At 68.5% G+C, this 24,718-nt stretch carries 18 protein-coding genes and 1 pseudogene; 11 read left to right on the top strand and 8 right to left on the bottom strand.

Annotated elements, in window-relative coordinates; genetic code table 11:
• Positions 1-40: 40 nt before the first annotated feature.
• The 3 genes and pseudogenes from DSC_RS12740 to DSC_RS12730 form a co-directional block, all read left to right on the top strand.
• Positions 41-568 (top strand): annotated as a pseudogene (locus DSC_RS12740) (2Fe-2S iron-sulfur cluster-binding protein); the annotation flags it as partial.
• Positions 565-1,551, top strand: coding sequence for an FAD binding domain-containing protein (locus DSC_RS12735; RefSeq protein ID WP_014161584.1), 987 nt, complete (start codon positions 565-567; stop codon positions 1,549-1,551). The pseudogene DSC_RS12740 and the gene DSC_RS12735, both read left to right, overlap by 4 nt.
• On the top strand, positions 1,548-3,842 hold the full coding sequence (locus DSC_RS12730) for a xanthine dehydrogenase family protein molybdopterin-binding subunit (RefSeq protein WP_014161583.1): 2,295 nt from the start codon (positions 1,548-1,550) through the stop codon (positions 3,840-3,842). Before DSC_RS12735 ends, DSC_RS12730 begins: the two co-directional genes overlap by 4 nt.
• Before the next feature lie 43 nt (positions 3,843-3,885).
• Here DSC_RS12730 and DSC_RS12725 read toward each other — a convergent pair whose 3' ends face one another.
• Complete coding sequence (locus DSC_RS12725; RefSeq protein ID WP_083833553.1) at positions 3,886-5,001, bottom strand: acyltransferase family protein; 1,116 nt, start codon at positions 4,999-5,001, stop codon at positions 3,886-3,888.
• A 397-nt stretch (positions 5,002-5,398) separates the two neighbouring features.
• Between DSC_RS12725 and DSC_RS12720 the strand changes: the two genes are divergently transcribed.
• On the top strand, positions 5,399-6,874 hold the full coding sequence (locus DSC_RS12720; protein WP_014161581.1) for a SulP family inorganic anion transporter: 1,476 nt from the start codon (positions 5,399-5,401) through the stop codon (positions 6,872-6,874).
• A 198-nt stretch (positions 6,875-7,072) separates the two neighbouring features.
• Positions 7,073-7,525: a flavin reductase gene (locus DSC_RS12715; protein WP_014161580.1), complete on the top strand. Its 453-nt coding sequence runs from the start codon at positions 7,073-7,075 to the stop codon at positions 7,523-7,525.
• Positions 7,526-7,596: 71 nt separating this feature from the next.
• On the opposite strand, the gene DSC_RS12710 is transcribed toward DSC_RS12715, so the two are convergent.
• Genes DSC_RS12710 through DSC_RS12695 form a run of 4 tightly spaced genes read right to left on the bottom strand, consistent with a single transcriptional unit; the run spans position 7,597 to position 11,663 of the window.
• Positions 7,597-8,253: a DUF2894 domain-containing protein gene (locus DSC_RS12710; RefSeq protein ID WP_014161579.1), complete on the bottom strand. Its 657-nt coding sequence runs from the start codon at positions 8,251-8,253 to the stop codon at positions 7,597-7,599.
• Complete coding sequence (locus tag DSC_RS12705) at positions 8,243-8,890, bottom strand: OmpA family protein (protein WP_014161578.1); 648 nt, start codon at positions 8,888-8,890, stop codon at positions 8,243-8,245. The genes DSC_RS12710 and DSC_RS12705 overlap by 11 nt, the downstream gene beginning before the upstream one ends.
• Positions 8,887-10,980, bottom strand: a complete 2,094-nt coding sequence (locus DSC_RS12700) for a DUF802 domain-containing protein (protein WP_014161577.1) — start codon at positions 10,978-10,980, stop codon at positions 8,887-8,889. The genes DSC_RS12705 and DSC_RS12700 overlap by 4 nt, the downstream gene beginning before the upstream one ends.
• The gene (locus DSC_RS12695) at positions 10,977-11,663 is read right to left on the bottom strand and encodes a DUF3348 domain-containing protein (protein ID WP_014161576.1); all 687 of its coding nucleotides are present in this window, start codon (positions 11,661-11,663) and stop codon (positions 10,977-10,979) included. Before DSC_RS12695 ends, DSC_RS12700 begins: the two co-directional genes overlap by 4 nt.
• A 312-nt stretch (positions 11,664-11,975) precedes the next feature.
• Here DSC_RS12695 and DSC_RS12690 point away from each other — a divergent pair, with 312 nt between their 5' ends.
• Positions 11,976-13,280 (top strand): D-amino acid dehydrogenase, encoded by a 1,305-nt coding sequence (locus DSC_RS12690; protein ID WP_043290656.1) that lies wholly within the window; start codon positions 11,976-11,978, stop codon positions 13,278-13,280.
• On the top strand, positions 13,259-14,386 hold the full coding sequence (gene alr / locus DSC_RS12685) for an alanine racemase (RefSeq protein ID WP_014161574.1): 1,128 nt from the start codon (positions 13,259-13,261) through the stop codon (positions 14,384-14,386). Before DSC_RS12690 ends, alr begins: the two co-directional genes overlap by 22 nt.
• A gap of 39 nt (positions 14,387-14,425) precedes the next feature.
• On the opposite strand, the gene DSC_RS12680 is transcribed toward alr, so the two are convergent.
• The gene (locus tag DSC_RS12680; protein WP_014161573.1) at positions 14,426-14,641 is read right to left on the bottom strand and encodes a hypothetical protein; all 216 of its coding nucleotides are present in this window, start codon (positions 14,639-14,641) and stop codon (positions 14,426-14,428) included.
• A gap of 646 nt (positions 14,642-15,287) precedes the next feature.
• On the opposite strand from DSC_RS12680, the gene DSC_RS12675 reads away from it, so the two are divergent.
• The 3 genes from DSC_RS12675 to DSC_RS12665 all read left to right on the top strand — a co-directional run bounded on the left by DSC_RS12675 (position 15,288) and on the right by DSC_RS12665 (position 21,105).
• Entirely contained in the window at positions 15,288-16,304 is a 1,017-nt protein-coding gene (locus DSC_RS12675) for a LacI family DNA-binding transcriptional regulator (RefSeq protein WP_014161572.1), read from the top strand.
• Between the two features lie 105 nt (positions 16,305-16,409).
• Entirely contained in the window at positions 16,410-19,445 is a 3,036-nt protein-coding gene (locus tag DSC_RS12670) for a TonB-dependent receptor (protein ID WP_014161571.1), read from the top strand.
• 127 nt (positions 19,446-19,572) lie between these two features.
• A complete protein-coding gene (locus DSC_RS12665; protein WP_014161570.1) occupies positions 19,573-21,105 on the top strand; it encodes a tryptophan halogenase family protein in 1,533 nt (510 codons plus the stop codon).
• Positions 21,106-21,287: 182 nt separating this feature from the next.
• Here DSC_RS12665 and DSC_RS12660 read toward each other — a convergent pair whose 3' ends face one another.
• Positions 21,288-22,781 (bottom strand): GGDEF domain-containing protein, encoded by a 1,494-nt coding sequence (locus DSC_RS12660; protein WP_158308241.1) that lies wholly within the window; start codon positions 22,779-22,781, stop codon positions 21,288-21,290.
• A gap of 91 nt (positions 22,782-22,872) precedes the next feature.
• The gene (locus DSC_RS12655) at positions 22,873-23,244 is read right to left on the bottom strand and encodes a response regulator (RefSeq protein WP_014161568.1); all 372 of its coding nucleotides are present in this window, start codon (positions 23,242-23,244) and stop codon (positions 22,873-22,875) included.
• Between the two features lie 102 nt (positions 23,245-23,346).
• On the opposite strand from DSC_RS12655, the gene DSC_RS12650 reads away from it, so the two are divergent.
• Positions 23,347-24,705, top strand: coding sequence for a two-component system sensor histidine kinase NtrB (locus DSC_RS12650; RefSeq protein ID WP_014161567.1), 1,359 nt, complete (start codon positions 23,347-23,349; stop codon positions 24,703-24,705).
• The last annotated feature ends 13 nt before the right edge of the window (positions 24,706-24,718 follow it).

The following is a 24,718-nucleotide window of genomic DNA, read 5'->3' as shown; positions in this document are numbered from 1 at the left end:
GCCTTGCGATAAAAGAACCCACGCAAGCGGACGGGCTTGCCCCATGCCAGCGGAGAACACCATGGACTTCATCATCAACGGCGCGCCGGTCCAGGCCGAATTCGACCCACGCACTTCGCTGCTGGACCTGCTGCGCGAACACCTGCACCTGACCGGCACCAAGAAAGGCTGCGACCAGGGTGCCTGCGGCGCCTGCACCGTGCTGGTCGATGGCATGCGCATCAACAGCTGCCTGGCCCTGGCGGTGCAGTACCAGGGCCGGTCGATCACCACGGTGGAGGGCCTGGCCGATGCGGACGCGCTGCATCCGCTGCAGCAGGCCTTCATTGCCCACGATGGCTTCCAGTGCGGCTACTGCACCCCGGGCCAGTTGTGTTCGGCGGTGGCGATGGGCGATGAGCTGGCGCGGGGCGAGCCCAGCCATGTCACCGCCGACCTGTGCAGTGCGCCGATCGCGCCCAGCGATGAGGAGCTGCGCGAACGCATGAGCGGCAATCTGTGCCGTTGCGGTGCCTACAACGGGATCGTCGATGCGATCCGCCACACCCTGGAGGCCCAATCGGCATGAACCCCTTCAGCTATACCTTGGCCGCCGATCCACAGGCGGCCATCCGTGGTGCGGCCCTGGCCGGCGCCCGTTACCTGGGCGGCGGCACCAACCTGGTCGACCTGATGCGCGAAGGCGTGGAGCAGGCCGACGCGCTGGTCGATGTGACCGCGCTGTCGGCCGACATCCGCCTGGGCGCTGACGGCAGCCTGTCGCTGGGCGCGGCGGCCAAGAACACCGCCGTGGCCGTCGATCCGACGGTGCGCCGGCATGCGCCGTTGCTGTCACGCGCGATCCTGGCCGGTGCCTCGGCGCAGATCCGCAACATGGCCACCGTCGGCGGCAACCTGCTGCAGCGCACGCGCTGCACGTACTTCTACGACCAGGCCGCGCGCTGCAACAAGCGCACCCCAGGCGCGGGCTGCGATGCGCGCGAAGGCTTCAACCGCATGCACGCCATCCTCGGCGCCTCGCCGGCGTGCGTGGCGACACACCCGTCGGACATGTGTGTGGCCCTGGCCGCCCTGGACGCGGTGGTGCACTGCCAGGGCCCGCAAGGCGCGCGCGCGATCCCGCTGGTGGAGTTCCATCGCCTGCCCGGGCAGGCGCCGCAACAGGACACGGTGCTGACCGCCGGTGAGTTGATCACCGCGGTCACCGTGCCGGCACTGGCCGAGGGCATGCGCTCGAGCTACCGCAAGGTGCGTGATCGTGCCAGCTATGCCTTCGCGCTGGTGTCGGTGGCCGCGGCGGTGCAGCTTGATGAGGCCGGCCGCATCGCCGACCTGCGCCTGGCCTGGGGCGGGGTGGCGCACAAGCCCTGGCGCGCATCAAAGGCCGAGGCCGCCCTGCGCGGGCAGCGGCCGGACGCGGCCGCGATCGCGCATGCCCTGGACCTGGAACTGGCCCAGGCGCAGCCGCTGCGCGACAACGCCTTCAAGATCGACCTGGTCCGCCGGACCACCACGGCCGTGCTGGCCGAACTGGCTGGAGCGGCCCCATGACCATGCAGGAATTGATGAAGACCGTGATCCGGCACGTCCCGGCCAGGGTGCTGCCCGGCACCGAGCCGCAACAGCTGGATGGCAGGCGGACCCACATCGGAGCGGCCACGCCGCGCCTGGACGGGCCGTTGAAGGTGCAGGGCAAGGCGCGCTTTGCCGCCGAGGTCGCGCTTGACGGGCTGCTCTACGCCTGCATCGTCCACAGCACCATCGCACGCGGCCGGATCACGGTGTTGGGCACCAGCGCCGCCGAGGCCGCGCCGGGCGTGGTCCAGGTCATGACCTATCGCAATGCCCCGCGCATGAAGACACCCGGCGCATTTGGCGAGGGCGATGAAGTGGCCGGCAGCGCCCTGCCGGTGATGCAGGACGAGCGCATCCACTGGAATGGTGAAGCGGTGGCCGTGGTCCTGGCCCAGACCCAGGAGCAGGCCGACTTTGCCGCCGGGCGGGTCCAGGTGGAGTACGCGCTTGCGGCCGATGCCGTCACTGACTTCCAGCAGGCCAAGCAACACGCGCACCATCCGGACACGGTGCTGGGCGAATCGACAGTCGTGGACAAAGGCGATGCGCACGCTGCGCTGGCCAAGGCGCCGTTCAAGGTCGACCAGCGCTACAGCACCCCGCGCCACAACCACAACGCGATCGAACTGCATGCGGTCACGGTGCATTGGGACCAGGGCACGCTGGTCGTGCACGACGCCACCCAGATGCTCAACGGCACGGCCAAGACCCTGGCCAAGGTGTTCGACCTCAAGCCCGAACAGGTGCGCGTGCTGTCGCCGTTCGTCGGCGGCGGCTTTGGTGGCAAGGGCCTGTGGACCCCCCAGATGCTGGCCGCGGCCGCAGCGCGGCTGGTGGGCCGGCCGGTGCGCCTGACGCTCACGCGCGAGGGGGTGTTCCGGTTGATTGGCGGGCGCACCCTGACCGAACAGCGCGTGGCACTGGGGGCCAACGCCGACGGCACGCTGACCGCGCTGATCCACACCGGCGTGGTGGCCATGACCGCGCACAACAACGTGCCGGAGCAGTTCACCTTTCCGGCGCGCCATCTGTACGCCGCCGACAACTTTTACCTGGAGCAGCAGGTCGCCGAGATGGACATGCTGGCCAACACCTACATGCGTGCCCCGGGTGAATCGGTGGGCACCTTTGCCTTGGAAAGTGCCCTGGACGAACTGGCCGAACAGCTGCAGCTCGATCCGATCGAATTGCGTCGGCGGATCGAGCCGGACAAGGACCCCACCAGCGGCAGCGCGTTTTCCTCGCGCCACCTGCTCAAGGCCTACGCCGATGGAGCCAGGGCGTTCGGCTGGGACCAGCGTTCGCCCACCCCGCGTGCGCGTCGCGACGGCGAGTGGCTGATCGGCATGGGCGTGGCCACCGCGACCTACCCCTACTACCGCATGCCCGGCAGCGCCGCGCGCGTGCGCATCGACGCCGACGGCAGTGCAACGGTCTCCACCGCCGGCCACGAGATGGGCATGGGCACGGCGACCGTGCAGGCCCAGCACGCAGCGGACCGGCTCGGTCTGGCGCTGGAGCAGGTGGCATTTGAGTACGGCGACACTTCATTGCCTGCCGGCGCGATGGCGGGCGGTTCCTCGCAGACCGCCGGCACCCTGGCCGCGGTCGAGGCAGCCAGCCAGGCGCTGGTCAAGGCGCTGTTGAAGCTGGCGCCCAAGGATTCGCCGCTGCATGGCCTCAAGCCCGATCAGGTGGAACTGCGCGATGGCGGGCTGGCCGGGGTCGACCGCGACGACGCCTACGAGAGCTTCGTCGACCTGCTGCGCGGTGCCGGCCAGGCGCACGTGGAAGCGGAAGCCAGCGCACCGCCGCCGATGGAGATGATGAAGTACTCCATGCATTCCTACGGCGCGCAGTTCTGCGAGGTGCGGGTGAGCGAGGTCACCGGCGAGGTGCGCGTGAGCCGCTTCCTGGGTTCGTTCGACACCGGTCGGATCCTCAATCCGCAGACCGCAGCCAGCCAGTTCCGCGGCGGCATCGTCATGGGCCTGGGCCTGGCGCTGAGCGAGGACACCTGGTTCGACCCGCGCACCGGGCGGATCATGAATCCCACCATGGCCGAGTACCACGTGCCGGTGCAGCTGGACGTGCCGCGCATCGAGATCATGTGGACGGATGCGCCCGATCCGCATTCGCCGCTGGGCGCACATGGGGTGGGCGAGATCGGCATCACCGGCACCGCCGCGGCCGTGGCCAACGCCATCTACAACGCTACCGGCAAGCGCATCCGCGACCTGCCGATCACCCTGGACAAGCTGCTTTAGGCCGGACAGCGGCGCGGCACTGGTCTTGCGATGCTGCGTCCAGTCAGTTGAAGTGTTCTTTCGCGTGAATGCGGCGCGTCCAGGCGTGGTGTGCGCAGAACGCCCGCCCGATCTGCGTCCTGACCCACTTCAGGACCGGCTTTTCGTAGACCAGGTGATAGCAGATGCCTGCGGCGATCGACAGCACCAGTCCGGCCAGGATGCTGACGTGGTAGGTGGCCAGCGGGCCTGCATGCCCGACCACCCGTGCGATCACCGACAGCAGCGGGAAATGCACCAGGTAAATGGCGTAGGACGCATTGCCCAGCACCATCAGCCAGCGCCCCACCCGCACATGGCCGCTCCACTCGGCCCGGATCATCGGCACCAGGGCCAAGGCCAGTGCCAGGCCGAACAGCGGTGAATAGACCCGGTCGAATTCCAGCGCCGCCGCGCCGGCCAAGCAGGCCAGCGCGCCGAGCCACAGCCATGCATTGCGGCCTCGCCCGTGCAGCGCCAGGTGCGCGGCGAACATGCCGAAGACGAACTCCAGGTTGATCGGGTTCAGCAGGATGGACGCAGGCGAAAGATCAAACGGCGTCTCGAAGGCCGGCTGGGTCAGCTGACGCACTACGATCAGGCAGGCCCACAGGAACGCACACAGCAGCGGCCGTCCGGATCGCAGGAACAGCATTGCCAACGCGTAGAAGCACAGTTCGAAGGACAGGCTCCAGGCGACGCCGAGCGTGGAGTGCGGCCCGTTGGGCAGCAGGGTCAGCGTGCTCCACCAGGACCAGGGCACGCCCGCATTGCCGACTCCCGGCGCCAGCGTGTAGAACACCCCCAGCGCCACCGCCACCGGCAGGTACGGCAGGTAGATGCGGGTGACGCGGCTTTCCACATAGGTCCCCAGCCAGCCGCGTTTGCCGATGATGTCCTGGTTGATGTAGTAGATGATGAAGCCGGACAGTACGAAGAAGAAATCAACGCCCAGGTATCCCTTCGCAAGCACCGCCCGGAGTGGGCCGGGCACCTGCGCAACGAAGGTGTCGGTGGCCGGCAGGGTGTGGCTTGCCACCACGGCGAGTGCCGCGATGGCACGTCCTGCTTGAAGGATGCGGATGGTGGATCGCGAGTGCGGCACGGCAGTTGCCGCGCGTGGGTGCGGTGAAACGTTCATGGCGTGAGCTCCTTGCGGGCACGGCAACCCCCGGCGAGGCCGGGCATGGGCACGATCGCGGGTTGCTATCAGGGTGGCGTGGCCAGTCCCATGTGCCTTGTCCTGTAAAAGAAAGACCGAATCGACGCAGGAAGCGATGCGTGCCTTGACGGCGTGTCCTGGTACCAACGCAGGTGTCCGGGAAAACCGGACGAAGCCGAATCCGGGCTGGGAAGGCGCTTGCTTCTCGGCTAAAATCCGAGCAAGCCGTCTGCCATCTTTGGTCTCTCCTTGGTCACTCTCCCACCCTGAACCTGCACCCTGGGCCGCATCGCGCGATGTGGTCAGGTTCTGTCCTTGCGTTTTTCTCTGTGATCGCGCCAGCCAGGTCGTGTGCTGGGCCCAGGAGTTCCTCCCTATGCAGTTCGATACGCCGCTACGTCAGCAGTGGCTCGGCAACGTGCGTGCCGACATCCTCTCAGGCGTTGTCGTGGCACTTGCCCTCATTCCTGAAGCCATCGCTTTTTCCCTCATCGCCGGCGTAGACCCGAAGGTCGGGCTGTACGCTTCCTTTTGCATCTGCATGGTCATTGCCTTTGCGGGCGGGCGCCCGGCGATGATCTCGGCGGCCACCGGTGCCATGGCGCTGCTGATGGTCGATCTGGTCCGCGACCACGGCCTCCAGTACCTGTTGGCGGCAACGCTTTTGACTGGCGTGCTCCAGATCTTCGCGGGCCTGCTGAAACTGGGCTCGCTCATGCGGTTCGTGTCCCGGTCAGTGATCACCGGCTTCGTGAACGCCTTGGCCATCCTGATCTTTCTCGCACAGCTGCCCGAACTGATCCATGTGCCTTGGGCGGTGTATCCGCTGTTCCTGGGGGCCCTGGCCATCATTTACGGCCTGCCACGGGTCACCAAGGTGGTTCCGGCGCCGTTGGTGGCCATTGCCGTCATCACCGCAATGGCCATGTGGCTGCGGATCGACGTGCCGACGGTGGGCGACAAGGGACAGCTTCCGGACAGCCTGCCGAGGTTCCTGTTTCCCGAGGTCCCGTTGACCTGGGACACCTTGCGCTTGCTCCTGCCGGTCTCGGCGACCCTGGCCGTGGTCGGACTGCTCGAGACTCTATTGACCACCCAGATCGTGGAAGACATGACGGACACCCCGAGCCAGCGCAACCGCGAATGCGCCGGCCAGGGGCTTGCAAACATCGCATCGGGTCTGATCGGTGGGATGGCAGGCTGCGCGATGATCGGGCAGTCGGTGATCAACGTGAAGTCCGGCGGGCGCGGGCGATTGTCCACCCTGGTCGCCGGCGTGGTCCTGCTGCTGCTGGTCGTCTACGGCGCAGCGCTGGTCAGGCAGATTCCGATGGCGGCGCTGGTGGCGGTGATGGTCATGGTGTCGATCGGCACGTTCAGCTGGGCTTCGATCGCCAACCTGCGTGTTCACCCGAAGAGCTCTTCGGTGGTCATGATTGGCACGGTGGTGGTGACCGTGGCCAGCCATGACCTGGCCAAGGGCGTTCTGACCGGCGTGCTGCTCTCGGCGGTCTTCTTCACCAGAAAGGTGGGGCGCATGCTGCAGGTGGAGATCATCGAACGCGACGGCACCCGCTTTTACCTGGTCTCCGGACAGGTCTTCTTTGCCTCGGCCGCGCAGTTTTTCAGCGGCTTCGATTTCGCCCACGCGCCAGGGCGGGTCGTGATCGACGTGACCGCCGCTCACTTCTGGGACATCAGCGCGGTCGCTGCACTGGACAGGGTGGTGCTCAAATTCAGGGCACATGGCAGTTCAGTGGAGGTTCGCGGGCTCAATGCCGCGAGCGCGACGATCGTCGACGCGCATGGCACCCATCAGGAAGGACGGATCGCCGCCGCGGGTGGTCACTGAGTCTCCCCGGGTGGGGCTTTGCCCGCCGCGTCAGCTTGTCCGGCGCTGCGCAGGCCGGGCTGCACAGCGGCCAGGGCAGGGCATGCCGCAGCTGGCGGCAAAAGTACCGGGGAACCAGGCCCGCCACTGGACCTGCGTGGGCATCGCGGCGACCATAGACGCATCGACACCATCACCAACGAACAATTCCGCAACGCCATGTCGCGCCTGGCCGCAGCGGTGAATGTGATCACCACCGACGGCCCTGCCGGGCGGCATGGCATGACCGCCACGGCGGTATGCAGCGTCACCGACAGCCCGCCGACGCTGCTGGTGTGCATGAACCGGCGTTCCGGCTCACACCGGCGCTTCCGCGACAACGGGGTGTTGTGCGTGAACGTGCTCGCAGGTCACCACCAGGCGCTGTCCAGGCGGTTTGCGACCTCGACCGATGCGGCCACGCGCTTCGGCCACGATGCCTGGACCACCCTGGTGACCGGCGCGCCGGTGCTGGCCGATGCCAGCGCGGCACTGGATTGCCGCATCACCCAGGTCAGCGATGTGGGCACGCACAGCGTGTTCTTCTGCGAAGTGGTCGGCGCGTCGATGGCCGCCCAGGCCGGTGGCCTGGTGTGGTTCGACCGCAGCTATCACGTCCTGGGCGCAGGCTGAAACCCCAGGTGGGGCCCGGCGCCCGGCGGGGCCGGCGCCAGCGCACACGTACACGCGGCAGGCCGCGCCGATCAGGGCTGCCTCTGCCTGCCCTTGCGCGGCGCGCGTCGTGCGGGCCTGCGCGCGCGCGTGGCCGGCGGCGCGTCCTGGGTGGCCAGGATGCCTTGGTGCTGCAGCTGTTCCATCCACGCCAGCGCATCGACATAGGCCAGAAAGTGCTGCAGGTAGCCCGGTGCGGCCTGGGCCATCAGCCGGATCGCCCGGTGCACCAGCACGCTGGAGTGGAGCGGACCGGCCTGTTCGGGGACAGCGGCCGGCCACTGGCGCAGCTGGCTGTCGGTGCGCACCCTGGCCCAGATCCGGCGAAACTGCTCCAGTGCCGGCAGCACCGGGAACGCGCCAGGCGGCCCGGTGCTGGCGAGCGGGCCGGCATGGGCTTGGCCGTGCCCGGCCAGTTGCTGCAGCAGGCCGCCCAGCGGGCTGTGCGCCGGGGTCTGCGGCCTGGCGCGGGCGCGCCCGCCGCGTTCGATGGGCGTGGCTGCAGGCGCCTGCGCATCCAGCAGCGCGGCCAGGCGCGCCTCCAGCAGCGCACGGGTCTGGCCGGCATGCGCTTCGGTGCGCGTGGCCAGGGCTTCGATCACGTGCAATCCAATCGGCAGCGGCTGTCCGGCGTGCCCGGTGCGCCAGGCCGCCAGCAGCGCGCGTGCACGCAGGACCTCATCGGGCATGGATGGCATCGGACGGCTGCGGCCGTGGGATCGGCGCGATCTCCACGCGCCGGTTCCTGGCCCGGCCTGCGCCATCGGCATTGGAACTGACCGGCTGCTGGGAACCGAACGCGGCGGCGAACACCGACGGCGCCGGCACGCCCTCGGCGATCAGGGTGCGGGTCACGGTCAGCGCGCGCTGGGCCGACAGTTCCCAGTTGTCGGAAAACCGGCCGTTGCCCTCGCGCACCTGGCGATCGTCGGTGAAGCCGCTGACCATCAGGATCTCCTGGCGCGCGTGCAGGTATTGCGCCAGCGGCGCGGCCAGGCTCTTGAGCACCTGGCGCCCCTCCGGCTGCAGTTGGTCCGAGGCCGGCGCGAACAGCACGCTGCCGCGGATGCCGATGCGGCCGTCGACCAGGGTGATGCGCCCTGCGGCCAGCGGCGCGGCCAGGGCCTGCTCGAGCGTCCTGCGGCGCTGGGCTTCGACCTGCTGTTGCCTGAGCGCCTCGTCGAGCCTGCTCGACAGCTGCAGCTGCACGCCGATCACCCCGACCAGGATCAGCACGAACGCGCCCAGCAGCACCGACATCAGGTCGCCGAAGGCGGCCCAGATCGAGGTGCTGGCGTCGTTTTCGAACTCGACCTGGTCGCTCATGCCGCTGCGCTGCCGGTGCTGGCCTGGCGGCCGGCGAGCTGATGCAGCTCCTCGATGATCTGCTTCTGCGACAGCACGCTCAGGTCGACCACCTCGCGGGCCTGGGCCACGTAGTAGGCCAGCTGCTGGTCACTGCGCGAGAGCGAGCTGTCCAGCGCGCCGGCGATCTGCTGCAGGCGCTCGATCAGCACTTGGTTGGAGTTGCCGTACTGCTGCACGGCCGCGCCGAAGGCATCGCCCAGGCTGGCCACTTCCACCGCGCTGGCGCTGACCTGCGCGGCCACGGTTTCCAGCTTGCCGGTCTGGGCCTGGACCTGGGTGGTGAAGCGGGTGCCGACCCGCTCGAGCAGGTCGGCCGAGGTGCTCACCAGGGCATCGACCGCGCTGCGCTGCTGGCTGGAGGCGTGGTTGACCGCCTCGAGCAGGGTGTCCAGCGTGGCCAGCAGGCGGCTGCGTTCTTCCAGCATGGCGGTGTCGCGGACCATGCTGTCGGAGAGCTTCTGGCGCAGCTCGGCCATCACTTCGGCCGCAGCGCTGGGGGCTTGGCAGGCCACCTGCACCAGGCGCGAGAGCTCGGCGATGGTGTCGCCGGCGTGGCGCTGGGCCTGCGCGGTGATGTCGTTGGCGGTGCGCGCCAGGGTGTCGCAGATCTGCTGCTGGCCGCTGGCCACCTCATCGCCGATCCGTTGCCACTGCGCGTGCAGGGCCTCGGTCACGCGGGCAAGGTGCGCGCTCCACAGGGTCAGGCGCTGCTCGTCGCGCGTCTCCAGCGCGGTCTGCAGGTCGGCGTGCGACTGCTGCAGCGTGCCGACCAGGGCGCCTGCGTGCGATTGGAAGGTGGCCGCGGCCGTTTCCAGCGCCTGCTGGTGGTGGCCGGCCAGCCGGATGTGGGCGTCATGCTGGCGCGCCAGCGCCTGGTTCCAGGCGCGCGTGGTGGCCTCGGCGCTGGCCTCCAGGCGTGCGGCGATCGCATCGACCAGTTCGGCCGAACGCTGGTCGTAGCGGGCGGCAAAGCCTTCCAGCGTGCCGCGCAGGTCCCGGGTGAGCGCATCGTTGGCTTGCTGCTGGCTGGCCAGCGCGGTGTCCCAGCTCCGTGCGGTGCGGGCGCTGAGCGTGTCCAGGCCGGCCGCCAGGCCTTCGAGCTGACCCTGCACGGCCTGCTGGATGCGCGCGTGCAGCGCGCTGGTTTCGCCCGCGACGCCGGCCATGGTCGCTTCCACGATCGGCTGCAGGGTCGCCCCGAGGGTGCGTGCGCTGGCGGCCACGCCGGCGGTGAGGGACTGCTCCAGCGAGGCGGCCAGGCGCGTGTAGGCCGCTTCGGTGCGGGCGTGGAAGTGCTCCTGCCGCGCGGCCAGCTGGGTCTCGGCGCTGGCGCTGCGGGTTTCCAGGGTGGCCATCATCGCCTGCAGGCGCTCGACCAGGGTCGGCATCAAGGCGGTCTGCTGCTGCAGCAGCCTGAAGGCTTCGGCGCGCTGGTGCGCGGCCGAATGGGCATGCAGGCTGGTGGCGATCTGCAGGTCGAGCCGTTGCACCGCCTCGAGCCGCTCGCGCCGGCACAGCGCCGAAAGCAGGCCGAGCATCGCTGAGCTTGCCACCCCGGCGATCGAGGTGCCGAAGGCGAAGGCCAGGCCCTTGACCGGCGCGGCCAGCGCGCCGCGGATCGCCTGCAGGTCGCTGGCGCTTTCCAGGGCCAGGCCGGTGCCGCGCAGGGTGGCCATCATGCCCAGCAGGGTGCCGAGCATGCCCAGCAGCACCAGCAGGCCGACCAGGTACGGCGTCAGCGCCGGCGCCGGCAGGGCGAGGCGCTCGCCTTCGATGCGCAGGCGCACCGCGTTGCGCAGGCTCGGATGCACGCCGCCCAGCCACGCGCCCAGGTCGGACCGGGCCGGCGCCAGGTCGGCCAGGGCGCGCTCGAGCGTGGCGGTGGCCTGGCGATAGCGGTACAGCTCCAGCGCGCCGGCCAGGTAGCAGGCGCCGATCAGCAGCGCGATCGCCGCGCCCAGCGGGTTTGAGCCGAGGGAGCCGATGCCGACCCAGCACACGGCCAGCAGGCCCAGGAGGAAGACGATGGGGTTGAGCAGGCTCTTCATGAAGTCCCAGTTGGCGGGGGCGGCAGCGCTGCAAGCAGGGCGTCGATGGGATGGAAGCGCACGTCCAGTTCGGCCAGCAGCAGTTGCTGCATGTCGTGGCGGAACAGGTCCAGCCAGGCGTTGCACGCAGGCGCGGCCTGGCGCAGGCGCTGGAAATGTTCGCCCAGCAGGGTGGGCACGGCGGCCAGTAGCGTGTGTTCGCGCGGGCCCAGGGTCAGTTCCATGACCGCATCGACCTCGGCCAGGCGGGCCAGGGCAGGCGAGCAAGTGGCCAGCTGTTCGCGCAGGCGTCCGCGCAGCATGCCGGTGGCGGTTTGCATGGCCTGCTGGCGGGCCAGGTAGCGCTTGTGGAACAGCGCATAGTCCGGCGGTGCAGGGCGCGGCTCTTCGATATCGGAGGTGGCGGCCAGTTCCGGCATGTCCACGATGGCTCGGGTCAACGCGCCGCGCAGGCGCGCGGCTTCGGCGGCTTCGGCCTGGGGGTCCGAGGTGGCGGCGACCGGGCTGGCGGGGCTGGCGTCCAGTGCCCTGGACAGCGCCACGGCGCGGTTCCAGTCCAGCCACTGGCTCAGCCGTTCAGGCAGGCTGTGTGGCGAGGGCGGCACGTCAACGTCGGTCAGCCGGGCAAGCAGGCGGATGAACGCCGGGCCCGGCAGAAGCGTCCGTTGAGGGGGTGTGCGCATGGGGAAGGCTAAAAACGTCATTTTACACGGCATCGCCGCCGGCCTTGTGCCCGGTCCATGGAGGGCAGGCCGATGCCGGCCAAGACGAGGGAATCCTCCGGGGAGGCAGGCGTGCCTTGAGGCGCACAAGCCCGGTTCTTTTCGGCCATCGGCGCGGCTTTGCCCCGCCCGCTGCCGTCGCAGCGCCCTGCGGCCAATCCACGCCAGAACTGAAGGTTTCAATCCGGCCGGCGAAAAATTCCGCCAATCCGTCAGGGCGGATCGGGTAAGGTTTTGCAGGGCCGCGGTGGCCTTTGGCAGTCAGGTGAGACAGTGCGCGTTCTGGTCATGGGCAGCGGTGTGATCGGCACCACCACGGCGTGGTACCTGGCCAGGGCCGGGTTCGAGGTCACGGTGGTGGACCGCCAGCCGGGGCCGGCGCTGGAGACCAGTTTTGCCAATGCCGGCCAGGTCTCGCCGGGCTACGCCTCGCCGTGGGCCGCGCCGGGCGTGCCGCTGAAGGCGTTCAAGTGGCTGTTCCAGCAGCACGCGCCGCTGGCGATCAGGCCGGGCCTGGACCCACGCCAGTACACCTGGCTGCTGCGGATGCTGGCCAACTGCACCAGCGCGCGCTACGCACGCAACAAGGCGCGCATGGTGCGCCTGTCCGAGTACAGCCGCGACTGCCTGGACGAACTGGTCCAGGCCACCGGGATCGCCTACGAAGGCCGCCGCCTGGGCACGGTCCAGTTGTTCCGCAGCCAGGCCCAGCTCGATGGAGCGGCCAAGGACGTGGCGGTGCTGGATCAATATGGGGTGCCCTACCAACTGCTGGATCCGGCCGGTATCGCCCGCTACGAGCCGGCGCTGGCCCAGGCGCCGGTGCAGCTGGTCGGCGCGCTGCGCCTGCCCAACGACCAGACCGGCGACTGCAACCTGTTCACCCAGCGCCTGGAAGCGATGGCACGCCAGGCCGGCGTCGAGTTCCGCTACAACACCCGCGTGGAGGCGATCGAAGGCGATGGCCACCGCGTCAGCGGCGTGCGCCTCAATGGCAAGCTCGAGAAGGCCGACCGCTACGTGCTGGCCTTGGGCAGCTATTCCCCGCAGCTGGTCGCGCCGCTGGGCCTGGACCTGCCGGTGTATCCGCTCAAGGGCTATTCGCTGACCCTGCCGATCACCGATGCGGCGATGGCGCCGGTGTCCACGGTCCTGGACGAAAGCTACAAGGTCGCCATCACCCGTTTCGATGCGCGCATCCGCGTTGGCGGCATGGCCGAAGTGGCCGGCTACGACCTGTCGCTCAACCCGCGCCGGCGCCAGACCCTGGAACGGGTGGTGGGCGACCTGTATCCGGAGGGCGGCGCGCTGGAGGCGGCCCAGTTCTGGACCGGCCTGCGCCCGGCCACGCCCGATGGCACGCCCATCGTCGGCGCCACGCCGCTGTCCAACCTCTACACCAACACCGGCCACGGCACGCTGGGCTGGACCATGGCCTGCGGCTCGGGCCGCTACCTGGCCGACCTGATGGCGGGCCAGGCGCCGGCGATCGATCCTGAAGGGCTGGACATGTTCCGCTACCGGAGCGCTGCACCGGCCGCACAGGAGGCCACGCAATGCGCCCAGCCCGCGCGCTGATCGACCTGGGCGCGCTGCAGGACAACTACCTGCTGGCGCGGCGCCTGGGCGGTGGCAAGGCCGTGGCGGTGATCAAGGCCGACGCCTACGGCCACGGCGCGGTCCGTTGCGCACGTGCGCTGGAGCCGATCGCCGACGCCTTCGGGGTGGCCTGCATCGAGGAAGCGCTCGAACTGCGCCAGGCCGGCATCCGCGCCCCGATCCTGCTGCTGGAAGGTTTCCTGGAAGCCGACGAACTGCCGCTGATCGACCGTCACCGGCTGTGGACCGTGCTGGCCTCGCCCTGGCAGCTGGACGCGCTGGCGCGCTACCGGCCGGCCGCGCCGTTGCAGGTGTGGCTGAAGCTGGACAGCGGCATGCATCGGCTGGGCCTGTCGCCGGACGATTTCGCCCGCGCGCTGCAGCAGCTGTCGGCCGACCCGAGGATCGCTTCGATCGTGGCGATGAGCCACCTGGCCCGCGCCGACGAGCTGGACAGCGACTTCACCGACATCCAGCGCGCCGTGTTCGAAGCGGCCACGCGCGATTTTCACGGCCCGACCAGCTTGGGCAACTCGCCGGCGCTGCTGGGCTGGCCGGGCATCCGCAGCGACTGGGTGCGCCCGGGGCTGATGCTGTACGGGGCAAGCCCTTTTCCGCTGGAGGCGCCGATCCGGCATGTGCTGCGGCCAGTGATGCAGCTGGAGTCCAGGCTGATCGCGGTGCGCGCGCTGGCGGCCGGCGAGGCGGTCGGCTATGGCGCCCGCTTCACCGCGCCGGTGCCGATGCGGATCGGGGTGGTGGCGCTGGGCTATGCCGACGGCTATCCGCAGCTGGCGCCCAACGGCACCCCGGTGGTGGTCGATGGCGTGACCACGCGCCTGGTCGGCCGGGTGTCGATGGACATGCTGACGGTGGATATCACCGAACTGCCGCAGGCCGGCGTCGGCAGCCAGGTCGTGCTCTGGGGCCCTCAACCCCTGCCGACACCGTCGCAGATCGCCCAGGCCTGTGGCACCAGCGGCTATGCGCTGCTGTGCGGGATCAAGCGCGTGCGGCGTGAATACCTCGGCGCTGCGGGCGCTGCGACCATCGGGCAGACCGCCTCGGCCTCATTGCCGGGCTGATGGCCGAGGCGTGAGCCGCGGCAGGCGTGCCGCGCAGCTTCAATCCATCCAGCTCGGCTCGAACATCTCCAGCACATCGTGCACGCCGCGGCGTACGGCCGAGCGATCAGGCGGGGCCAGGTCGCGGGTGGCGGCCAGCAGCAGGGCGGCGGCCCAGGCAGTGCGATCGGCGTGGTCGTCGCTGGCGTGGCAGGCCAGACGCACGGCCACGCCGGAAATACGTTCCTGGACAAGTTCCTTGTGGATGTGCGACATGTGTTCCCGGCCGCCTGACGGCGCCGCTCCCCCAGCGGCTTGACCTGCAAGCTTAGCTGTCTTCGGCGCCTGGCAGATCACCGTACATCGGCTGCAATCCGCCGAACTGCGCAAGCGCGGCATGGGAGCGAATTTGGTCGCACTCCCGTGCAGGCGCCGCCCTGGTGCCGCCGGTCGAGGCTGGCAAACGGCCCCGCGTCAGCATTGCGGCATGCGAGTGTGTGATGACTCGCCGGCGGCGGTCATCGGCTGTGCTGCACACGCTCCGTTTCGCGCAATGACATGGCGCAGCGCAGCGGACCAGAGCGGGCGTGCGACGCCATTGCGCAGCAGCCGTCCGCAGACGCGCGCCAGAACCTTCAGGAACCGTTATCTGGCCAACCCGACGGTCACCCGGGTTCGCTATCAGCAAGTGCGTGCACCGCGCACCTTGCGGCGCAGCATGTAAACGCTTGCAAGTCCTGCTACGGTGCCGCCCGCCAAAAGAGGCAGGGTGCCTTGGGAGGGGCTTTCCAGTGCCGCAAGCCGGACACCATTCGCCGATGTCGCGCAAGGCGGCACCGGTCCATCGCCGTACCGGCGACCAACAGCGCGTGCCGTTGGCAGCGGCGCTTCCTGTGCCCGGGCACGGCTCAAGGACCTCGCAATGAACGTCACGATCAAGGATGTCGCCCGCGTGGCCGAAGTGTCCGCGGCCACGGTGTCGCGCGCGCTCAATGGCCGTCAATACGTGGCCGAAGAGGTGCGCGCGCGGATCGTCAGGGTCGCCAGCGAATTGCGCTACAGCCCGCACCACGCCGCGCGTGCGCTGAGCAGCCGCCGCACCCACACCATCGGCGTGGTGCTGCCGGACCTGCACGGCGAGTTCTTCTCCGAGCTGATGCGCGGCATCGACCATGCCGCCCGTGAGCGCGGCCTGCACCTGCTGGTGTCCAGCTGCCACGGCAGCCTGGCCGAACAGCGCGATGCGCTGCGCGCCACCCCCGGCCGCGTCGACGGCGTGCTGGTGATGTCGCCGTTCCTGGGCAGCGAGGAGGCGCTGGACCAGGTCCTGGCGCCCGAGGTGCCGGCGGTGCTGATGAACTGCGCCGGCAGCCCGCGCGCCACCGTGCTCAACGTGGACAACTACGGCGGCGCCCATGCCATGACCCGCCACCTGCTGGAGGTGGGCCACCGCCGGATTGCCTTTGTCTGCGGGCCGGCCGACAACTTCGATGCCTGCGAGCGCCTGCGCGGCTATCGCGACGCGCTGGCCACCGTGGCCGATGCCGGGCCGGAATGGACCATGGCAGGCGCCTTCGACGAGGCCTCCGGCTACGCGGCCGGGGAAACCTTCGCCACCGGGCAGCGGCCCGATGCGGTGTTCGCCGCCAACGACATGATGGCGCTGGGCTGCCTGTTCGCGCTGCGCAGGGCCGGCCTGCGCGTGCCCGAGGACATCGCCGTGGCCGGCTTCGACGACGTGCCGATGGCGCGCTACGTCAATCCGGCCCTGACCACCATGCGCGTGGACATCGCCAGCCTGGGTGCACGCGCGCTGCAGCTGCTGCTCCAACACCCGGGGCTTGGTGGCGATGCCGCCGCAGTCGTGGATACCACGGCCCTGGTGCCGCATCTGGTCGTGCGCGATTCCAGCGCCATGCCGGAGCGTCGCACGGGCTGAGCCTCCGCCTGCTGCCGGATCACGCAGTACCGCACTTTCGAAGTTCCCGATTTTCGCAACGACGTCCCAAGTCAGTGTTCCGACGGCCCCAAGGAGGGCAGAGTCATGAAGAGCAAGCGTTCATTCCGTCCCACCCCGTCGCGCAGCGTGCTGGCCATGGCCCTGGCTGGCTGCATGGCCGCTTCGGTGCCGAGCTTTGCCCAGACCTCCACCGCCATCCTGCGCGGCACCGTGACCTCGGCCGAGGCCGGCCAGGAAGTGACCGTCACCAACAAGGCCACCGGTGCGGTGCGCCGCGCGATCATCAGCCAGAACGGCACCTACACCATCGTCGGCCTGCAGCCTGGCACCTACACGGTCCAGGCCGGTGGCGTGGCCCGCGATGTCACCCTGCAGGTGGCCTCCTCCTCGACCGTGGACCTGGAGGCGCCAACCTCCGCGCCGGCCGGCGATGCCACCACGCTGGGCGCGGTGCGCGTGACCGCGCCGCTGACCCGGGACGTCAAGACCTCGGAGGTCGGCAACATCGTCTCGCTGCGCCAGATCCAGCAGCTGCCGCAGGCCACGCGCAACTTCCTGGAGTTTGCCGACACCGTGCCGGGCATGGTGTTCAACGTCGACGCCCAGGGCCACACCACCCTGCGCGGTGGCGCCTCCAACTCCAGCGCCGGCAACCTGTACATCGACGGCGTCAGCCAGAAGAGCTACGTGGCCAAGGGTGGCATTGCCGGTCAGCAGGACAGCCAGGGCAATCCATTTCCGCAGCTGGCCATCGGCGAATACAAGGTCATCACCTCCAACTACAAGGCCGAGTTCGGCCAGGTCAGCGGCGCGGCCATCACCGCGGCAACCAAGTCGGGCACCAACGAGTTCCACGGCGAGCTGTTCTACCGCTACACCGATGAGTCGCTGCGCGAAGAGCGGCCCGACGAGGGCAATGGCAAGGTCGATTCGCAGGTCAAGGAATATGGGTTTGCCCTCGGCGGCCCGATCATCCAGGACCGCATGCACTTCTTCTTTGCCTACGAGGGCAAGGAAAACGTCGTGCCACGCAGCATCCAGCCCAGCGCCGATGCCGCGCCCTACGTCGGCTTGCTGCCGTCCGACCTGGCATCGCAGTACGGTGCAGCCAACCTGCCGTTCACCGAGGACCTGTACTTCGGCAAGCTGGACTGGGAAATCACCGACAACGACCGCATCGAGCTGTCGGGCCAGTATCGCGATGAAACCCAGGTGGACAACGTGGGCGGGCAGAACGCCACCGACCACGGCACCGACAAGATCAACAAGGACAGGCGTGTCGCGTTGCGTTGGCAGCACAGCGCCGATGCCTGGTACAACGAGCTGATCGTGTCCAAGGAGAAGTCCGAGAACAACCCGCGACCGATGGGTATCGGCCCGGGCGCCATCTACAACTATCTGAACTACCGACCGGCGCCGTCCACCGATATCGATGAGTGGACCTTCCTGGCGACCGGGCCTGCCGGTGGTTCCAGCCTGCAGCGCCGTAGCCAGGATGGCTGGAGCCTGCAGGACGATCTGACCTTCACCAGCTTCGACTGGCATGGCGAGCACACCATCAAGATGGGCGTGAACTACAAGGACATCACCCTGACCGCACAGGACGCGGCCTCGTTGAATCCCCAGTTCAGCTATCAGGTCGACGCCAATGGCGTGGCGGCCACGCCCTATCGCGTGGACTTCTATTCGCCCTTTGCCACCCCGGGTCAAAAGGCGCTGGTGGAGACCGACGCCAAGCAGTACGGCATCTACATCCAGGATGACTGGGCGGTCACCGACAAGTTGCTGCTGAACATCGGCGTGCGCTGGGATTACGAGGACAACCCGGCCTACACCGACTTCGTCACCGCACCGGGCTTCGTCGCCGCGCTGAATGCGGATGACCCGGCCAATCCCGGCCAGCCCTGGGGCAATCGCCTGGCCGCCAGTGGCCTGGACTACCACGACTACATCTCCAACGGGCATAACCGCGAGAACTTCAAGGACGCCTGGCAGCCGCGCCTGGGCTTCGCCTATGACTTCTTCGGCGATGAGAGCATGGTGCTGCACGGCGGCGCCGGCCGTTCCTACGACCGCAATCTGTTCGAGCAGCTGGCCTATGAAACCAGCAAGGCCGCGCTGTCGCCGGTGGCAGTGTTCTTCAAGGGCAACTACGGAACCGCCAACGGCTGCTATCGCCAGGATCGGCTGTGCATCGACTACGACCCCAGGTACCAGAACATCGACGAGCTCAATGCCATCGCCGACGTCAAGGGCAGCGGTGAGTTGTTCGTCTTCAACAATCACCTCAAGACCCCCTATAGCGACCAGTACAGCATCGGTGTGAGCAATCTGGTCGGCGACTGGCTGACCGACGTGACCGTGCAGCGCAACCTGAGCTACGACGGCTTTGCGATGACCCTGATCAACCGCTACCCCAATGGCGATTATTTCCAGAATGGCAGTGCGCCGTGGGGCCATCCGGTGCCCGGCTACAACAACACCATCATGGGCAACAACGGCCTGGAGTCACGCAGCACCCAGATCCTGATGTCGGCCGAAAAGCCCTACACCAGGGAGTCGGGCTGGGGCCTGACCCTGGCCTACACCCATACCAGCGCGCGTCAGAATCGCAACATCGACGAGCCGTTCGCGTTCGACCAGGCCACCATCGAGGACTATCCGTTCGTCAAGTCCGATGCCGTGGCCGCGCACCGCTTCGTCGCCTCCGGTTCGATCGATGGTTTCTGGGGCATGACCTTCGGCGCCAAGCTGGTCCTGGCCACGCCCGAGCCGATCAACACCATCGCCTGCTACGGCTATACCGACAGCCACGGCGCGACCTGCCAGCAGGTGGGTGCCACGCCGCCCGGTGCGGGCAAGTTCCTGTTCGGTGGCGACATCTGGGGCTACCGCACGGTGGACTTCCAGGCCAGCAAGGACTTCACCGTCTACAAGGACTTCAAGCTGTCCGCGCGCATCAACCTGCTCAATGCGTTCGACTTCAAGAACTACTCGGCGTACTCGTACAACGGCTTTGGCAGCAACGGCCAGTTCGACCCGGACATCTCGATCAACAAGACCGGCGACATCAACTACTTCCCGCGCACGGTGACCTTCGAAATCGGTGCCAAGTTCTGATCCCACGAAGTACCGTGCGGGCCGGCGCTCCCGTCGGCCCGCGCGGGTCGATTCGGACGGGGTCCTGTGGCTCCGTTTCGTCTTTGAAGTGGCAAGCTGCGCGGCAGCGCCAGGCAAGGATTTCAGGATGAGCGTCTGTTCCATCCGCAGCATCGTCATCGTCGGCGGCGGCACCGCCGGCTGGATGGCCGCTGCCGCGCTCGCGCGCGTGCTCGGACCGACCTACAAGGTCACGCTGGTCGAGTCCGAGCAGATCGGCACGGTCGGCGTGGGCGAGGCTACCGTCCCGCACATCAAGGCCTTCAACAACCTGCTGGGTCTCAACGAGGCCGAGTTCGTCCGCCAGACCCAGGGCACCTTCAAGCTGGGCATCGAATTCGTCGACTGGCGCCGCAAGGGCGCCTCGTACCTGCATGGCTTCGGCACCGAGATCGGCCATCGGCTCGGGCTGCTGCCGTTCCACCAGTACTGGATCAAGGCTCACCGCGCCGGCTGGGCCAAGCCACTGGGCGCCTATACGCTCAATACCGTGGCCGCGCCGATGAACCGCTTCATGACCTCAGCCAGGGACGTGCCGGCGCAATCGCCGCTGGCCAACATCGCCTACGCCTACCACTTCGATGCGGCGCTGTATGCGCGCTTGCTGCGGACCTATTCCGAACAGCGCGGCGTGCGCCGGATCGAGGGCATCGTCGAGCAGGTCAGCCAGCATCCCGAATCGGGGGATGTCCAGTCGCTGCGCCTGCAGGACGGCACGGTGATCGCCGGTGACCTGTTCATCGACTGCTCCGGCTTCCGCGGTCTGCTGATCGAGCAGACCCTGCACACCGGCTACCACGATTACACGCACTGGCTGCCGTGCGACCGCGCGCTGGCCGTGCCCTGCGAGAAGGTCGGCCCACCCACGCCGTATACCCGCGCCACCGCGCGCCAGGCCGGTTGGCAGTGGCGCATCGCGCTGCAGCACCGCACCGGCAATGGCTATGTGTATTCCAGCGCGCACATCAGCGAGGACCAAGCCGCCGCCACGCTGCTGGCCAACCTGGATGGCAAGGCGCTGGGCGATCCGCGCCCGCTGCGCTTCACCACCGGCCGGCGCAAGCTGTGCTGGAACAAGAACGTGGTCGCGCTTGGCCTGGCCAGCGGCTTCATGGAGCCACTGGAATCGACCAGCATCCACCTGATCCAGTCCGGCATCTCCAAGCTGCTGGAGCTGTTCCCGCGCGAGGGCATCAGCCAGGTGCTGGTACAGCGCTACAACGACCGGCTGGCGTTCGAGTTCGAACGCATCCGCGACTTTCTGGTGCTGCATTACCACGCCACCGAGCGTGACGACACCGGTTTCTGGCGGCAATGCCGCGACATGGCGATCCCGGCCGAGCTGCAGTCCACGCTGGAGCTGTTCGGCGACAGCGGGCGCTTCTATCGCAATGGCGATGAGATGTTCGCCGAGATCAGCTGGGTGCAGGTGATGGTGGGACAGGGGATCATGCCGGCCAGTTACCACCCGCTGGTCGACCAGGTGCCCGAAGCCGACCTGAAGGCGTTCCTGGCCAGTGTCGAGAAGACCATCGACCATTGCGCCCAGGCCATGCCCGGCCACCAGCAGTTCATCGACCGCTACTGCGCCGCGCCGCCGTTGGGCACGGCCGCCGCCTGAGCGCCAGCACAGCCTGTACCGCGGCTTGCGTGCATGGGCAGCACGAGGGGCTGTTCAATCGAACGACCAGCGCCCGCCCGCATCGCGCGGCAGCACCTGGATCGGCGTGGCGGTGCAGATTGTCGAAGCGCCACGCGATCTGCGATCCAGGACAGCATCCTCAAAGCAAGCCCGAGCTGCGCTCAGCTCCGCACTGCGGCACGGTTGCGGCCGCCGGCCTTTGCGTCATACAGCGCCAGGTCGGCCAGTTTGACCAGGCTGGCCGGGCCTTCTTCGGCGCCCATGCGGGCCGGCCACAGCGAGGCGCCACCGACACTGATGGTGACCACCGGCGCGGTGTAGCTCTCCGCGTGCGGGATGCCCAGCGCGCGCACGTTGCGGCAGACCGCCTCGGCCAGCTCGCGCACGGTATTGCTGTCGCAGCCGGGCAGCACCAGGGCCAGTTCTTCGCCGCCATAGCGGGCGGCCATGTCGCCGTGCCGACGCGCGCAGTGCTTGACTGCCTCGGCCACCTGACGCAGGCAGGCATCGCCGGCCTGGTGGCCGTAGGTGTCGTTGAACGCCTTGAAGTGGTCGATGTCCACCAGCAGCAGGCCCAGCGGCGCGCTTTCGCGCAATGCCCGTGGCCAGGCGTCGGCCAGGTATTCATCCAGCGCACGGCGGTTGGCCAGGCCGGTCAGGCTGTCGGTCCGGGCCAGGGCTTCGAGCTGGTCCTGCACCGCCTGGCGTGCGAGCAGCTGCCGCCGCAGCCATTCGCCCAGCACCGCCAGCAGCGCGATGGTGACCAGGGTCAGGAGCGCGTGGGTGCGCATCGAGCGCCGCCAGGCAGCCAGCGCTTCGTATTCGGACAGCGCGGCCACGGCGATCAGTGGAAAGTGGTCGGCGTGGTGGAAGCCGCTGATCCGGCGCATCTGGTCCACCGGCGAGACATAGGTGAGCGTCCCGCTGCGGGCGGCCTTGATGTCGGCGAACAGCGTCGTGTTGGATAGGTCGCGGCCAACATTGGCTTCATCGTCTGGCGCCCGGGCACAGACGATGCCCGCCTCGTTGACCAGCGCCACGGCGCCTTCCCTGCCGAGTTCGAAGCCGCGGTAATAATCGGAAAAATAGCGCGAGCGGATGCTGGCCAGGACCACGCCGCCGAATCGGCCCCGGGCATCGTTGTAGCGGCGGGTAAGCGTGATGATCCAGCTGTTGTCGGTGCGACTGCGCACCGGTGGCCCCAGCCATGACAAGCCATCGTCCACCTCCCGATGATGGCGGAAGTAGGCGCGGTCACTGTTGTTCTTGCTCGCCGGTAGCGTCGCCAGTGAGGAGGCGATCCAGTTGCCGCTGGCGTCGTAGACGTACAGCGCATGGATGCGTGGAGACCGCGCCGCTTCCCGGCGCATGTACCGGCTCAGCGATTCCAGGTTGCCTGGCCCGGTGCCGTAGACGTGCAGCCGTTCGGCAATGCCCGACAAGGTGGCGTCGGCCAGCTGGAAGGAGTCCTCGGCATGCTGGCTGACCGCGCGGGCCAGGTTGGCGGCATCGAGCTGGATCTGGGCACGGGCTTCCGCGCGGGTCTCCAGGCCATGCCAGTATTCGGCACCGGCAAACACCAGGCACACCGTCAGCACAAAACCACGCAGCAGATTGGGCAGCAGCAGGCGCCGGCGCGCCGGGTCAACCGTCATCATCCAGATCATCCCCCTCCTGGCGCCGGGAGCGTAGACGTTTGCGCCGGCGCCGTCATGGGCGCCGGGCCTCGCCCTGCCTTGTTGCCTGTCAGGCCGACAGGTGCTGGCGCATCGCGCCCAGCAGTGCCTGACGGTTGTAGGGCTTGGCCAGGAATGCGGCGTTGGTGGGGAAGTCGCGGAAGCTGTTGAGCGAATGCCCCGAGGTCAGGACCACTGGGAGCTGGCCAGCCAGATCGGCGATGCGGCGCGCCAACTGGATGCCATCCATGCCACCGGGCATGTTGATGTCGCTGAAGATCAGGTCCACCTGTTCGCTGCCGGAGAGCAGGTCCAGGGCCTGCATGCCGCCATTGGCGGCCAGCACGCGGTAACCCTCGGCTTCCAGGATCATGGCGGCGATCTCCCTGGCGCCCTGATCGTCCTCGACGACGAGGATCATGGGCATGGTGGCGGTGGACATGGGAGTACCGGAGACAAAGGACAGCCCGAGCCTGCCAGCGGCGGCGTGAAATCGGAGTGACCCGTGCGTGTCTGTCATCGCTTGCCCCTACAATGGCGTCAGATGTCACCGGGCGACCACTACCGCCAGATCATCGAGCTCTCCGAGGACTGCATCCTGGAGCTGGACGCGACCGGCCGGATTGCCTCGGTCAACCGCCATGGCCTGGACCTGCTGCAGGCCTTCGAGCGCAGCGATGTACTGCACCGGGCCTGGCAGGACTTCTGGCCACCGGCCCTGCATCCGGTGGTGCACCAGGCCCTGCGGCGCGGGCTGGAAGGCCAGTCCAGCCAATACACGGGAACCCTGACCACGCTGCGTGGGGCCCAGCGCCAGTGGTCGGTGTCCATCGCCCCGCTCAGCGACGCCGCCGGGCGGGTCGAGTCGCTGGTGGTGGTCGGTCGCGACATCACCGAAATGCGCCGTGTCGAGCAGGCCCTGCGCACGCTCAACGCCAGCCTGTCTTCGCAGCTGCAGGGTGCCGAAAGCCAGGTCATGGCCGCCAGCCAGCACAACCAATACCTGGAAGCCACCCTGACCCAGGCCCAGGTCATCAGCGAGCGCCGCCGTCACCTGGAGCTGGCCGCGCTGCAACAACGCGACATTGCCGAGGCCGCCCGGGCCATGGCCGAACACACCGCCATGCAGGCGCAGAAGGGCGAGGCGGTGGGCCAGCTGGTGGCCGGGATCGCCCACGATTTCAACAACATGCTGCAGACCGCGGTGGCCGCCATCAGCATGGTCACCGACGCTCCGGAGACCTTGACTCCGATCCAGCGCAAGCTGCTTGGGCGCGGCAACGAGGCGCTGGGGCATGCGACTGCGGTGGCCAAGCGGCTGCTCGGCTTCGCCCGCCAGCATCCAGTGCGCGCCGAGCCGATGGATCTGCAGGAGGTGGCGCTGGAAATGGCCGAGCTGATGCAGCAGAGCCTGGCGCCGGACCTGCAACTGGTGGTCGAACGGCAGTCGCAGCCATTCCCGGTGATCGCCGACCGGCACAGCGTCGGCCAGGCGGTGATGAACCTGTGCATCAACGCCCGCGACGCCTGCGGGGGCACTGGCCGCATCACCCTGCGCTGCGACCAGGGCCAGGTCAGCCAGGACTGGGCGACCCACCTGCGCGCGGCCGGCGACTATGTGACCCTGTCGGTGGCCGACACCGGCAGCGGCATGGACCAGGCCGCGATGTCGCGGCTGTTCGAGCCCTATTTCACCACCAAGCCCGAAGGCCGCGGTACCGGGCTGGGCCTGGCCCAGGTCTACGCACTGATGCGCCAGGCTGGCGGTTTCATCGATGTGGACAGCGCGGTGGGCGTGGGCACGGTGATGACCCTGTGGTTCCCGCGCGCCCATGTCAGCCTGGGCGAAGCCGAGGTTCCGCCGGCGCTTCCCGCAGCCAGTGGCAGCGACCTGTCGGCCTGACCTGTGCGCCCTG

Source organism: Pseudoxanthomonas spadix BD-a59, from assembly GCF_000233915.3.
GTDB lineage: Bacteria > Pseudomonadota > Gammaproteobacteria > Xanthomonadales > Xanthomonadaceae > Pseudoxanthomonas_A > Pseudoxanthomonas_A spadix.
The sequence above is the reverse complement of the archived record's forward strand: the minus strand, read 5'-3'. Positions and strand labels throughout refer to the sequence as shown.

Coding starts and splice junctions, on each gene's coding strand:
- DSC_RS12735 (WP_014161584.1), top strand. CDS start 565: ATGAACCCCTTCAGCTATACCTTGGCCGCCGATCCACAGGCGGCCATC.
- DSC_RS12730 (WP_014161583.1), top strand. CDS start 1,548: ATGACCATGCAGGAATTGATGAAGACCGTGATCCGGCACGTCCCGGCC.
- DSC_RS12725 (WP_083833553.1), bottom strand. CDS start 5,001: ATGAACGTTTCACCGCACCCACGCGCGGCAACTGCCGTGCCGCACTCG.
- DSC_RS12720 (WP_014161581.1), top strand. CDS start 5,399: ATGCAGTTCGATACGCCGCTACGTCAGCAGTGGCTCGGCAACGTGCGT.
- DSC_RS12715 (WP_014161580.1), top strand. CDS start 7,073: ATGTCGCGCCTGGCCGCAGCGGTGAATGTGATCACCACCGACGGCCCT.
- DSC_RS12710 (WP_014161579.1), bottom strand. CDS start 8,253: ATGCCCGATGAGGTCCTGCGTGCACGCGCGCTGCTGGCGGCCTGGCGC.
- DSC_RS12705 (WP_014161578.1), bottom strand. CDS start 8,890: ATGAGCGACCAGGTCGAGTTCGAAAACGACGCCAGCACCTCGATCTGG.
- DSC_RS12700 (WP_014161577.1), bottom strand. CDS start 10,980: ATGAAGAGCCTGCTCAACCCCATCGTCTTCCTCCTGGGCCTGCTGGCC.
- DSC_RS12695 (WP_014161576.1), bottom strand. CDS start 11,663: ATGCGCACACCCCCTCAACGGACGCTTCTGCCGGGCCCGGCGTTCATC.
- alr (WP_014161574.1), top strand. CDS start 13,259: ATGCGCCCAGCCCGCGCGCTGATCGACCTGGGCGCGCTGCAGGACAAC.
- DSC_RS12680 (WP_014161573.1), bottom strand. CDS start 14,641: ATGTCGCACATCCACAAGGAACTTGTCCAGGAACGTATTTCCGGCGTG.
- DSC_RS12675 (WP_014161572.1), top strand. CDS start 15,288: ATGAACGTCACGATCAAGGATGTCGCCCGCGTGGCCGAAGTGTCCGCG.
- DSC_RS12670 (WP_014161571.1), top strand. CDS start 16,410: ATGAAGAGCAAGCGTTCATTCCGTCCCACCCCGTCGCGCAGCGTGCTG.
- DSC_RS12665 (WP_014161570.1), top strand. CDS start 19,573: ATGAGCGTCTGTTCCATCCGCAGCATCGTCATCGTCGGCGGCGGCACC.
- DSC_RS12660 (WP_158308241.1), bottom strand. CDS start 22,781: ATGACGGTTGACCCGGCGCGCCGGCGCCTGCTGCTGCCCAATCTGCTG.
- DSC_RS12655 (WP_014161568.1), bottom strand. CDS start 23,244: ATGTCCACCGCCACCATGCCCATGATCCTCGTCGTCGAGGACGATCAG.
- DSC_RS12650 (WP_014161567.1), top strand. CDS start 23,347: ATGTCACCGGGCGACCACTACCGCCAGATCATCGAGCTCTCCGAGGAC.